We start from the raw sequence: 12,803 nt of genomic DNA on the forward strand, positions 1-12,803 counted from the left end.
GCCAAGACATGGACAGTGCAATCCCTCAGGAAATCCTAGACGCCCTGACCGATATCGAGATGCCGCGGTTGCGGGCCGACGAGGCGATCCCGGAGATGCTCGAGATCGCGGGCCTCACCCTGCCGGTCTATCGCACCGGTTGCCTCGTCGTCGGCAGCGGGGCCGCGGGGCTTCGCGCCGCCGTCGAACTCAAGCGGCGCGGCGGCGAGGTTGTCGTCGCGAGCCAGAGCGCCTGGGGCGGGACCTCCGCCTGTTCGGGCTCCGACAAGCAGACGCTGCACACCGCGAACACCGCCGATCACGGGGATGATTTTCAGGCGATGGCGCGGGCGATCCGGGCTGGCGGCGCGATGGACGAGGACACGGCCTATATCGAGGCGGTGGGCTCGCCGCGCATGATGGCCTCGCTGCAATATCTCGGCCTGCCGCTGCCGCAGGACCGGTTCGGCGCGACGCTGCGCTACAAGACCGACCATGACGAGACCGGACGCGCGACGAGTTGCGGCCCCAGAACCTCGCGGTTGATGGTCAAGGTACTGGCGGAAGAGGCGCTGCGGCTCCACGTGCCGATCTTCAACCACACGACGGTCGTGCAACTGCTCACCGAAGGCGAGGGGGATGACCGCCGGGCCACCGGCGCGCTGGCGTTCCGCAAATCCGACCGCAGCGAGGCCAATCCCTATGGTCTCGTGCTGTTTGCCGCGCCGAATGTCGTGCTAGCGGCGGGCGGGCCGGGCGAGCTTTATCGCGACAGCGTCTATCCCAATGGCTGTTTCGGAACGCTGGGTCTCGCGCTTGAAGCGGGGATCGAACTGGTGAACCTCACCGAGAGCCAGTTCGGCATCGGGACGCGCCGCGAGGGGTTCCCGTGGAACCTTTCGGGGACCTACGTGCAATCCCTGCCGCATATCTATTCGGTCGATGCCGACGGGCGCGAGCATCATTTCCTCGCGCAATATTACCGGACGACGCAGGAGCTGGCCTCCAACGTGTTCCGCAAGGGCTATCAATGGCCGTTCCACGCAACGCGGATGCTGGATTTCGCGTCGAGCCTCGTCGATCTGGCGATCTGGCGCGAGAGCGCTGCGGGGCGCCGGGTCTTCATGGACTTCAATCGCAACCCGCTGCCGGTGCCCGGGGATCAGCCCTTCGAACTTACCCGCCTCGACGAGGATGTGCGGACCTATCTGGGCACGGCCGGGGCGGATCAGGAGTTGCCGATCGACCGGCTGCGCCACATGAACCCGCTCGCGATCGAACTGTACCGCCGCTACAAGGTCGACATCGCCGCCGCGCCGCTCGAATTCGCGGTGAACAACCAGCATATGAATGGCGGGATCGCGGTCGATCCCTGGGGACGTTCCAACCTGCGCGGTGTCTATGCCGCGGGCGAGGCGGCGGGCACGCATGGCGTGACGCGCCCGGGCGGATCTGCCCTGAATGCCGGTCAGGTCTTCGGCACCCGCGTCGGCGAGCATATCGGCGCGAGCCGCACGGCCCATGCGCCGGATGCTGTCGGATCGGAGGCCCTCACTGCGGCGGTGACGGATCTGCTTGCACGGTTGAACACGGACAGCGCGCATTCCGTGAAGTCGGTTCGCGACGAAGTTCAGGCCCGGATGAGCGACCATGCCGGGATGATCTGCAATGGCGAGGACGTGGCCGAAGCGCTTGCAGCGGCGCGCCAGTTGAACCGGAGTTTGCGCAGCGGCGGGATCGCCCCGGAGCGCGCGGGCGATGGCGGGCGCGCGATCCAGTGGCAGCAGATGGCGCTTGCCTCCGAGGCCGTCCTTGCCGCGCTCGACCAGTATATCTCGCAAGGCGGTGGCAGCCGCGGCGCGCGCGCGATCTGTTCCGATGAGGGCGAAGCGATCCCGATGGCGCGCGACACGGATCTGGGCGCGTTCCGCTTCAAGACGGAGCGCGACATCGACAAACAGACGCAAATCCTCGTCCGTCTGGAGGGGGAAGACTTGAAGATCGACACCCGCGAAAACCGCAGCTTTGACGAGAGTGCGCGCGCGTTCTTCGAGCGGGATTGGCCCGATTGGCTGACCGGTCGCATCTTTGACCTCGATGCGAAAGGCCTGCGCGAATGAGTGAGAACCCGAAGAAGATAGTCGCCATCGGCGAAGCGATGCTGGAACTCGCCCCGGTCGAGGGCGGCACGTTCCGCCTCGGCTATGCGGGCGATACGTTCAACACGCTGTGGCACGCGGCGCAATTGCTTGGGTCGCGTTCCAGGGCGGGCTTCGTCACGCGCATCGGCGAGGATAAGCTGTCCGGTCGTTTCCTCGCCGTGATGGAGGCGGATGGTTTGGACATCTCCGCCGTTCAGCGCGATGCCGAGCGCGAGATGGGCCTCTACATGATCGAGCTCGAGGGGGCGGAGCGCAGTTTTCACTATTGGCGCCAGCTCTCTGCGGCGCGTCGGCTCGCGGATGATCCCGATACCCTCGGGCGCGCCTTGTCCGGCGCAGATCTCGTCCATGTGTCGGGCATCACCCTCGCCATTCTCTCGCCGGAGGCGCGCGAGACGTTGTTCGACGCGATTGCCAAAGCGCGCAGCGAAGGCGCGCGAATTTCCTTCGATCCGAACTATCGGCCACGGCTCTGGCAATCGCCGGAGGAGGCGCGTGACACGTGTCTGCGCATGCTCGCCCATACCGATATCGCGCTGCCGAGTTTTGACGACGAGGCTGCCTTGTGGGGCGATGCGACGCCGGAACAGACCTTGGAGCGATTGAGTGGGCAGGGGGTGGCGGAGATCGCCGTGAAGGATGGCGCGCAACCCGTCTGGTATCTTGCCGAAGGGCGCACCGGTCGGCGCGACACCCCGGTTCTGACAGAGCTGCGCGATACCACCGGCGCGGGTGATGCGTTCAATGCGGGCTATCTTGCCGCCCGTCTTCTTGGGTACCCGGTCGAACAGGCGATCGGCATGGGACAGACAGTCGGCGGCGCGGTCTTGGGCGAGCCGGGCGCGCGGCTGGGCAAGGACGCAGCGCGCGCCCTCGCGGCATCGCTGGAATAGGGCGGTTACGGTCCATCGCGTGACCTCATGCCTATGCGGTGGTCGTCATTCCGCCGCGCCGTGACGCTTCAAACCTGTCAGGCTGCCGTGTCGGGCGCGGGTCTTCCACCCACGCCAAACCACTCTGGCATCCGAAAATGGGTAAGCGTTGACGTGTTTTCTTCGCACGAACCTCATTCGCTTTCAGGATGGGCATGCCTTTGGCTCTCATAGAGAGACAGGTCGGGGAGGCCTATGGCTCCGAGTGCTGCCGGGACTGCGGGCGACAGAGGATCCACATTGGCAATGGCCTCGATTCGGGAATGGACGTCGCTGAGAGTTCCCGTAATCAGGTCTGCCATCGGGCTGAAGCTCATGCCCCAGGCCTTCAGTATGTCGATCGGGGCTTCGAACATAGCTCGTGTGTCTGCGGCACGCCCGGCGCGACGGGCCCTCCACTCGGTGAAGAGAGCAAGCCTGACGTTGGCACAGCGTGCCTCGGCCTTGATGAGTCCCTCGTCTAAAGAGACCTGTTAATTTCACGGAGAGGTTCGACGTCCGTAAACTCATTCGGGACGCGCATGCGGAAGCAGTAGGTCTCTTGCCCGTTGCCCCACCCGGGTGCAGTTCTCGCAAATTCCACCCGCAGTTGGGCGGAGCGATTTCTCCAAAGAAACTGGGAACTTCCACCGCCCGAGAGAAAATTTCGTTCTCCCTCGAGCCTGCATCTCCTGGGCACCATTACTCAAAAAGTCGCGCAACTCGTCCGGGTTGCACGACTTTTTCGTTTCCGGGCCGGCCGTTTTCGCGCAGGGGCGCGCGCCGCGCCCTATTTCCTACGGAAAAAGCGCGCGCGGTCGTAAAGCGCCTCGAGCCGCGCCATGCGGGCCGAGGTTTCTTCCCATGTCAGCGACTGAATCGCGGCCATGAGCGTTTCGACCAGAACCTGAATCGCGACCGTCGAATCCCAAGCCGAGGGCGCTTCGATCTGCGCCGAGAAGCGGTACCGCGCATGGGTTGCGGCGGGCGAGACCCAAGGGTCGGTGATCAGCACGACTTCCGCGCCCTGCTCGACCGCCATCTCCACCAGTTGCAGCACGCTCGATTCGTAGCGGCGAATGTCGAAAACCAGAAGCACGTCACCCTTCTGCATCTCGAGAAGCGCGGGCGGCCAGCTGTTCGAAAGCGGTTCGAGCAGCTCGACGCCGGGGCGGATCACTTTCATATGCGCCACGAAATAGGCCGCGATTGGGCCGGTGATCCGGCCCCCGGTCGCGAAGATGCGGCGCTTTGGGTCGGCCATCAGCGCGGCAGCGGCGTCGAACTCGGCGTGGTCGATCTGCTTCAGCGTCGCCTGCAGATTGCCCAGAACCGTATCGGCGAAGCGGTTGATCATATGGGTGTCGGGCGCATCCCCCGCCCAGCGATCGTGTTTGACCAGCGGCGAGACAAGCTGCGCCTCCAACTCGTCGCGCACCGCCTGCTGCAGCCCCGGATAGCCGCCATAGCCCATCTTCTGCGCCAATCGCACAACTGTAGGGGAGGACACTTCGGCGGCCCGCGCCAGCTGCGCGACAGATCCCAGAAGCGCCATCGGATAGTGGCGCAGGATATGCCCGGCGAGTTGCTTCTCGGTCCGGGTCATCTCTTCGATGCCCGTCCGGAGCCTGTCTTCGATGCTTTGCGTCGCTGCTGACAAATCGGGCACCCCCGTGCGAATCAAGTTAGAAATGATTGTAACAGAATTTTCTTCTCTGAAATTTTCTTGACAGATGCGGCTTGGCGAGGCGAGCCTGACCCCAGGACGCGACGTAGAATCGCGCCGCTCAACAGAGAGGGACCGATTTGAACAGCGCGCATGTAGCGGTGGAAATCGAAGGCGCGGATCGACCGGGTGAGGTCGTTCTGGTCTGCGAACATGCGTCGAATGCCTTTCCTGCGCCTTGGGGCGATCTGGGTCTGACACCCGATCAGCGCGAGGCGCATATCGCTTGGGATCCCGGCGCGCTGGGCCTTGCACGCGGTCTGGCCGCGCAATTGGAGGCGCCGCTGGTCGCCGCCCGCCAGTCGCGGCTGATCTACGATCTCAACCGCCCGCCGCATCATCCGGGTGCGATGCCCGTGACCTCCGAGATTCACGACATTCCCGGTAATGCGGCGCTTTCGCCCGAGGATCGCCGCGCCCGCACCGAGGCGCTTTACCTGCCGTTCCATACCGCGCTGCGCGGTCTCATCGCCGAGCGGTTGGCACGCGGCAGGTCGACGACGCTGATCACGGTCCATTCCTTCACGCCGATCTGGTTCGGGAAGCCCCGTGAGGTCGAGCTTGGCGTGATCCACGATGCCGATCCGAGCCTGGCTGAGGAGGTCCTGGCGCAGGCCCGCACCATGACCCAGCTCGATGCGCGTCTTAACGAACCTTACTCCGGCGCGGATGGCGTCTGTCATACGCTGGCGCTGCAGGCCACGCCGATGGGACTGCGGAATGTCATGCTGGAACTGCGCAACGATCTGATCGCCGATCCTACCGCGCAAGAGGCGATGGCCGCGACGCTTGCCCCGGTGCTGCAAGCCGCGCTGTCGCAGATCACCGCAAATAACGGGGAGGCCGCCTGATGCCACGCTGGAGTGTCGCCTATGTCCGCCTGATCGACGGGTTCAACCGCAAGCTCGGCAAGGTGGCGATGTACCTGCTCTACGTGATGATGGCGATCATGCTGTTCTCATCGCTGACGAAGATCTTCGAAATCCCCGCGCTCTGGACGCTCGAGATGGCCCAGTTCACGCTGGTTGCCTATTACATGCTCGGCGCGCCGTGGACGCTTCAGGGCGACACGAACGTGCGGATGGACCTGCTGTATTCCCGCTGGTCGCCGAAAGGGCGGGCCTGGTGGGATGCCTTCACCGTCTTCGCGCTGATGTTCTACCTCGGGATCATGGTCTACTCGGCCTTCGATTCCACGGTCTATTCCTTCGAATATAACGAGCGAAACCCGACCGCGTGGCGTCCGGTGCTGTGGCCGATCAAGGTCATCATCACCACGGGCTTCGCGCTTCTGTTCTTGCAGGCCGTGGCGCTTCTGATCCGCGATGTCGCGACTATTCGCGGAGAGGAAATCTGATGGATCACAACACCATCGCCCTTCTGATGTTCTCGACGATGCTGCTGATGATGCTGACCGGTCAGCGTGTCTTCGGCGCGATCGGCTTCGTCGCAGTCGTCGCGGCGTTCTGGCTCTGGGGGCCGGGCGGCACGCAGATGGGCTTCGGCTCGGTCATGAAGCTGATGAAATGGACGCCGCTGCTGACGCTGCCGATGTTCGTCTACATGGGCTACGTGATGTCCGAGAGCCGTCTGGCCGAAGACCTCTACCGCATGTTCCACGTCTGGTTCGGGCCATTACCGGGGGGCCTCGCCATCGGGACGATCATGCTGATGGTGATGATCTCGGTGATGAACGGGCTGTCGGTCGCGGGCATGGCCATTGGCGCGACGATCGCGCTGCCGGAACTGCTGCGGCGCAACTACGACAAGCTGATGATCTCGGGCGTCATTCAGGCGGGATCGTCCTTGGGCATCCTGATCCCGCCCTCGGTCGTGCTGGTGCTGTTCTCGCTGATCGCGCGCCAGCCGGTGTCGGAGCTGTGGCTGGCAGGTGCGGTACCGGGGCTGCTGATGGCCACGCTTTTCGTCGCCTATATCGTGATCCGCTGCAAAATGAACCCGGACCTCGCGCCGCCGATGGATGCGGAAGAGCGCGCCATGATCACCATGCGCGAGAAGCTGCGCCTGCTGCGCGCGGGGCTGATGCCGGTCTTCATCTTCGTTGCGATGATGGTGCCCTTCCTTAAGGGCTGGGCGAGCCTGACCGAAGCCTCGGTGATCGGCGCGCTGGCGGCTGTCTTCGCTGCGGCCATCAAGCGGCGCTTCACTTGGCAGGTCTTCAAGGTTTCGACCGAAAACACGCTCAAGATCACCGTGATGTTCATGCTGATCATCACCGCGGCGCTGTCCTTCGGAGCCGTGTTCGACGGTCTGGGTGCGGGCCGCGCGATCGAGGATTTCTTCACCGACAGCCTCGGCCTCGGCCCGTGGCAGATCCTGATCCTGATGCAGCTGAGCTTCCTCGTGATGGGGATGTTCCTCGACGACACGGCGATGCTGGTGATCGTGGCGCCCGTCTATGTCTCGCTCGCCCGGCATCTGGGCTTCGACATGATCTGGTATGGTGTCCTTTATACCATCACCTGTCAGGTTGCCTATCTGACGCCGCCCTTCGGTTATAATCTGTTCCTGATGAAGGCGATGGCGCCGAAGGATTTCACCCTGCCGGTGATCTACGCCTCGGTGATCCCCTTCGTGGGCGTAATGGTTCTGACGCTAATTCTCGTGATGATCTTTCCGCAGCTGGCGCTCTGGCTGCCGCATGCGGTGCTTGGAAGATAACCATAACCCGGAAAAACCGGGATCAACCAACAAGGAGAGAGTGATGACGACAAGAAGACAGTTCCTCACCACCGGTGCGGTGGGTGCGGCTGCGGCGGGCCTTGCGGCCCCGGCCGTCGCGCAGACCACACCGATCAAGTGGCGTATGCAGACCTATGCCGGCCCCGCGCTGGCCGAACAGGTCGTGGACAATTGCATCAAGACCTTCAACGAAATCGCCGATGGCGAGATGGAGATCGAACTTTACTACGCCGACCAGCTGGTGCCGACCTCCGAGCTGTTCCGCGCGATGCAGTCGGGCACGATCGATGCCGTGCAATCGGACGATGACTCGATGGCCTCGCCCACCGAGGTCACCGTCTTCGGCGGCTATTTCCCCTTCGGCCTGCGCTACTCGCTCGACGTGCCGACGCTGTTCAACGAATGGGGTCTCAACGAGATCTGGGACGAGCAGTATTCGGCCGTTGGTGTGAAGCACATCTCGGCGGGCTCGTGGGATCCGTGCAACTTCGCCATGAAAGAGCCGGTGAAGTCGCTCGACGATCTCAACGGCAAGCGGGTCTTCACCTTCCCGACCGCCGGGCGCTTCCTTGCGCAATTCGGCGTCGTGCCGGTGACGATCCCGTGGGAAGATGTCGAAGTCGCGCTGCAGACCGGCGAGCTCGATGGCGTCGCATGGTCGGGCATCACCGAGGATTACACCTCGGGCTGGGGCAAGAACGCGCCCTATTTCCTGACCAACAACATCTCGGGCGCATGGATCGGCCACTTCTTCGCCAACATGGATCGTTGGAACGAAGTGCCGGATCGCCTGAAGACGCTGATGAAGACCTGCTTCGATCAATCGCATTACCACCGCCAGTACTGGTACTGGTCGGGCGAGGCGAAGCTGCGCGTCGAAGGCACCGATATGGAGCTGACGACCATTCCGGACGCCGAATGGCAGAAGGTCGAAGACGCCGCCCACAAGTTCTGGGACGAGATCGCGGCCGAAAGCGAGTTGAAGGCCAAGGTCGTCGACATCTTCAAGAAATACAACGCGACGATGGCGAAGGCAGGCCCGCCCTATCGCTGCGGCTAAGCAAAGCGGGGGCGGCGGAAACGCTGCCCCTACGACGCAACATTTGCCCTCTTGTGGGGCCCCGCACCGCGCGGCAATCTCGCGCGGTGATCTTGATCCCGGAGGAACTCATGTCGCGCAAATTATCGTTCGACGCGCTCAAGAAATCGGTCAATGCAGGCGAGGTCGATACGGTCATCGCAGCCCTTGTGGATATGCAGGGACGGCTTCAGGGCAAGCGGTTCCACGCGGCGCATTTCATCGACAGCGCATGGGAAGAGACCCATTGCTGCAACTACCTGCTGGCGACCGACATGGAGATGGTCACGGTGCCGGGCTATGACGCGTCCAGCTGGGAGCGCGGCTACGGCGATTACGTGATGAAGCCCGACATGGAGACGCTGCGGCTAATCCCGTGGGTGCCGGGCACGGCGCTGGTGATCTGCGATCTGCTCGATCATCACAGCCACGAGCCGATCCCTCATTCTCCCCGCCAGATGCTGAAATCGCAGCTCAAGCGCGCCAAGGACATGGGCTTTGACGTGATGATGGCGACCGAGCTGGAGTTCTTCCTGTTCGAGGAAAGCTATCCGCAGCTCTTCGACGCGGGCTACCCCGATCCGACCCCGGTCGCGCGCTACAATGTCGACTATTCGCTGATGGGCAATTCGCGCGCCGAACCGGCGATGCGGGCGATGCGCAACGCGCTCTATGCGGCGGGCGTGCCGGTCGAATGTTCCAAGGGCGAGGCCGAATGCGGTCAGGAAGAGCTGAACGTGAAATATGCGGGCGGGCTTCAGACCGCCGACATGCATGTGCTGGTCAAGCAATGCGCCAAGGAAGTCGCCCAGTCCCACGGGCTCTCGGCGACCTTCATGGCGAAATACCACACCGACAAGGCGGGCTCGTCGAGCCACGTTCACCAGTCGCTCTGGAAGGGCGGCAAGCCTGCCTTCTTCGACAAGGACGCGCCGAACGGCATGTCCGAGCTGATGCACCAGTTCCTCGCCGGTCAGCTGACCCATGCGCGTGAGATCACCTATTTCCTCGCGCCCTACACCAACAGCTACAAGCGCTTCTGCGAGGGGCTTTTCGCGCCGACGAAAGCGGTCTGGTCTTTGGACAACCGCACGGCGGGCTTCCGCATCTGCGGCGAGGGCACGAAATCCATCCGCGTCGAATGCCGTATCGGCGGGGCGGACCTGAACCCCTATCTGGCCTGCGCGTCGCTTCTGGCGGCGGGGCTCGCCGGGATCGAGGGTGAGATGGACCCGGGCCCGGAAGCCGCGGGCGACATCTACAAGGCGGGCGAAGTGACCGAGGTGCCGAAATCGCTGACCGAGGCGCTGGGCGCTCTGGAAGGTTCGGACATGCTCAAATCCGCCTTCGGCGAGGACGTGATGGCCCATTACGTGCGCGCCGCCCGCTGGGAAATCGAAGAACAGAACCGAGTTGTGACCGACTGGGAGCGGATGCGCGGTTTCGAACGCGCCTGAGTTTTGACAGACCCGCGGGGCCCTACACCCCGCAAGGAGACATGATGACCAAGACCCTGAAATGTATCTCGCCCGTCGACGGGCAGGTCTATGCCGAACGCGAGGCACTGAGCGCCTCCGACGCGCAGGCGCTGGCCGCGAGCCTTCGCGCCGCGCAGCCCGCATGGGCCGAACGCCCGCTGTCGGAGCGTATCGCGCTCGTCGAGGCGGGCATCGCCAAGCTCAACGAGATGAAGGATCTCGTGGTCGAGGAGCTTGCGTGGCAGATGGGCCGCCCGACCCGCTATGGCGGCGAATTCGGCGGCATGAACGAGCGCGCGGGCTACATGGCCTCGATCGCCGAAGAGGCGCTGGCCCCGATGGTTGTCGAGCAAAGCGACAGCTTCCTGCGCCAGATCGCGCGCGAACCGGTCGGCGTCGTCTTCATCATCGCGCCGTGGAACTACCCCTATATGACGGTGATCAACTCGCTGGTTCCGGCGCTGATCGCGGGCAACACGGTGATGTTGAAGCACGCGACGCAAACGATGCTGGTGGGCGAGCGCATCGCCGAAGCCTTCCATGCGGCGGGCGTGCCGCAGGACGTGTTCCAGAACGTCTACCTGACGCACGAGACCTCGGAAGAGCTGATGGGCGCGAAGGCGTTCGATTTCGTCAACTTCACCGGCTCGGTCGGCGGTGGCCGCGCGGTGGAGCGAGCGCTGGCGGGCACCTTCACCGGGCTGGGCCTCGAACTGGGCGGCAAGGATCCGGGCTATGTGGCCGCGGATGCCGATCTGGATGCGGCGGTCGACGGGCTGATGGACGGCGCGCTGTTCAACGCGGGTCAGTGCTGTTGCGGGATCGAGCGGATCTACGTCCATGCCAGCCTCTACGATGCTTTCGTCGAGAAGGCTGCGGCCTGGGCGAGCAAGCTGACCCTCGGCAATCCGTTCGAGCCGGAAACGACGCTGGGCCCGATGGCCAACAAGCGCTTCGCGGAAGTGGTGCGCGGCCAGATCGAGGATGCGATCACCGACGGCGCCAAGCCGCTGCTCGACCCCGCGCTGTTCCCGGCCGATGACGGTGGCGCCTATCTCGCGCCGCAGATCCTCGTCGACGTGAACCACGAGATGCGCGTGATGCGCGAAGAAAGCTTCGGTCCTGTCGTCGGCATCATGCCGGTGAAGGATGACGAGGAAGCCATCGCCGCGATGAACGATTGCGATTACGGGCTGACCTGCTCGATCTGGACCGCCGATCCCGCCCGCGCCGAGGCGATGGGCAAGCGGCTGCAGACCGGCACCGTCTTCATGAACCGCTGCGACTATCTCGACCCGGCGCTGTGCTGGACCGGCTGCAAGGAAACGGGCCGTGGCGGCTCGCTTTCGGTGCTGGGCTATCACGCGCTGACGCGTCCGAAATCCTACCATCTCAAGAAGGTGACGAAATGACTGCCCCCACCGCAAACTGGTCCTATCCGACCACGATCAAATTCGGCCCCGGCCGGATTTCGGAACTGGCCGATCACTGCAAATCCGTGGGTATCGCGAAGCCGCTTCTGGTGACCGACAAGGCGCTGGCCGCGCTGCCGATCACCGCCGTTGCGCTCGACGTGCTGGACGCGGCGGGCCTTGGACGCGCTGTGTTCTCCGAGGTCGATCCGAACCCGAACGAGGGCAACATGGCCGCCGGGATCGAGGTCTATAAGGCGGGCGGCCATGACGGCGTGATCTGCTTCGGCGGCGGCTCCGCGCTCGATCTGGGCAAGATGATCGCGCTGATGGCCGGGCAGGATACCTCGCTCAGCGTCTGGGATCTGGAAGATATCGGCGACTGGTGGACGCGCGCCAATGGCGATGTGATCGCGCCGATCATCGCGGTGCCGACGACGGCCGGGACCGGCTCGGAAGTGGGCCGTGCGGGCGTTCTCACCAATTCCGAGACCCATAAGAAGAAGATCATCTTCCACCCGAAACTGATGCCCGCGATCACGATCTGCGATCCGGAGCTGACGGTCGGCATGCCGCCCTTCATCACGGCGGGTACCGGGATGGACGCGCTGGCGCATTGCCTCGAGGCGTTCTGCAGCCCGCATTACCACCCGATGAGCCAGGGGATCGCGCTCGAAGGGATGCGGCTCGTCTTCGAGAACCTTCCGCGCGCCTATACGACGCCGGACGATCTGGAGGCGCGCGCCAATATGATGTCGGCGGCGGCGATGGGGGCGGTGGCCTTCCAGAAGGGCCTCGGCGCGATTCACTCGCTGAGCCACCCGGTCGGCGCGGTCTACGGCACCCATCACGGCACGACCAATGCCTGCGTGATGCCGATGGTGCTCGACTTCAACCGCGCCACCATCGAGGAGCGGATCAACCGCGCGGCGGCTTATCTGGGCATCGCGGGCGGCTTCGAGGGCTTCAAGGCCCGGATCGAGAGCCTGCGCACCGAATTGTCCATCCCGGCGAACCTGACCGAGATGGGCGTGAAGCGCGAAGATCTCGACATGCTCGTCGAGATGGCGCTGGAAGATCCGTCATGTGGCGGCAACCCGGTCGAGATGACGGCCGAGAATACCCGCGCGCTTTACGAGGCGTGCCTTTGATATCGGCGCGAGCGGGGGCTGAGGCCCTCGCTCGTTGGCGCGGCTCACGCGTCTGTAACTAGTGTTGATGAGGAATTTTGCTTCAACATCGGTACTGCCAAAAATCTGTTACAACGCCCGCATAAAGGGTCGCCGATGCCGGAGCCAACCGGACGGCACAACCGTCGAAAGACAATAGCTCGGGGGAGACAGGACCGCATGAG

The 12,803-nt window shown here is 63.9% G+C and carries 10 protein-coding genes; 9 read left to right on the forward strand and 1 reads right to left on the reverse strand.

The annotated features are described in order from the left end of the window. Positions 1-8 precede the first annotated feature (8 nt). Positions 9-2,099, forward strand: coding sequence for an FAD-binding protein (locus tag ACZ7GB_RS10640; RefSeq protein ID WP_472158635.1), 2,091 nt, complete (start codon positions 9-11; stop codon positions 2,097-2,099). Beyond that, positions 2,096-3,034, forward strand: a complete 939-nt coding sequence (locus ACZ7GB_RS10645; RefSeq protein WP_472158637.1) for a sugar kinase — start codon at positions 2,096-2,098, stop codon at positions 3,032-3,034. Before ACZ7GB_RS10640 ends, ACZ7GB_RS10645 begins: the two co-directional genes overlap by 4 nt. Positions 3,035-3,842: 808 nt before the next feature. Here the strand turns inward: ACZ7GB_RS10645 and ACZ7GB_RS10650 are convergent. Next, complete coding sequence (locus tag ACZ7GB_RS10650; protein WP_078602509.1) at positions 3,843-4,712, reverse strand: MurR/RpiR family transcriptional regulator; 870 nt, start codon at positions 4,710-4,712, stop codon at positions 3,843-3,845. Between the two features lie 146 nt (positions 4,713-4,858). Here ACZ7GB_RS10650 and ACZ7GB_RS10655 point away from each other — a divergent pair, with 146 nt between their 5' ends. The 7 genes from ACZ7GB_RS10655 to ACZ7GB_RS10685 all read left to right on the forward strand — a co-directional run bounded on the left by ACZ7GB_RS10655 (position 4,859) and on the right by ACZ7GB_RS10685 (position 12,600). Then, complete coding sequence (locus tag ACZ7GB_RS10655; RefSeq protein WP_472158638.1) at positions 4,859-5,629, forward strand: N-formylglutamate amidohydrolase; 771 nt, start codon at positions 4,859-4,861, stop codon at positions 5,627-5,629. Then, positions 5,629-6,135, forward strand: coding sequence for a TRAP transporter small permease subunit (locus ACZ7GB_RS10660; RefSeq protein WP_472158639.1), 507 nt, complete (start codon positions 5,629-5,631; stop codon positions 6,133-6,135). Before ACZ7GB_RS10655 ends, ACZ7GB_RS10660 begins: the two co-directional genes overlap by 1 nt. Beyond that, positions 6,135-7,460, forward strand: coding sequence for a TRAP transporter large permease (locus ACZ7GB_RS10665; RefSeq protein ID WP_083076673.1), 1,326 nt, complete (start codon positions 6,135-6,137; stop codon positions 7,458-7,460). The genes ACZ7GB_RS10660 and ACZ7GB_RS10665 overlap by 1 nt, the downstream gene beginning before the upstream one ends. Before the next feature lie 43 nt (positions 7,461-7,503). Continuing rightward, the gene (locus tag ACZ7GB_RS10670; RefSeq protein WP_078522177.1) at positions 7,504-8,541 is read left to right on the forward strand and encodes a TRAP transporter substrate-binding protein; all 1,038 of its coding nucleotides are present in this window, start codon (positions 7,504-7,506) and stop codon (positions 8,539-8,541) included. Between the two features lie 110 nt (positions 8,542-8,651). Then, on the forward strand, positions 8,652-10,016 hold the full coding sequence (locus ACZ7GB_RS10675; RefSeq protein WP_347431071.1) for a glutamine synthetase family protein: 1,365 nt from the start codon (positions 8,652-8,654) through the stop codon (positions 10,014-10,016). Between the two features lie 44 nt (positions 10,017-10,060). Next, complete coding sequence (locus ACZ7GB_RS10680; protein WP_472158640.1) at positions 10,061-11,449, forward strand: aldehyde dehydrogenase family protein; 1,389 nt, start codon at positions 10,061-10,063, stop codon at positions 11,447-11,449. Further along, on the forward strand, positions 11,446-12,600 hold the full coding sequence (locus tag ACZ7GB_RS10685) for an iron-containing alcohol dehydrogenase (RefSeq protein ID WP_472158641.1): 1,155 nt from the start codon (positions 11,446-11,448) through the stop codon (positions 12,598-12,600). The genes ACZ7GB_RS10680 and ACZ7GB_RS10685 overlap by 4 nt, the downstream gene beginning before the upstream one ends. Positions 12,601-12,803: the final 203 nt, after the last annotated feature.

It is taken from the genome of Thioclava sp. PTB-PU3-1, from assembly GCF_055666785.1.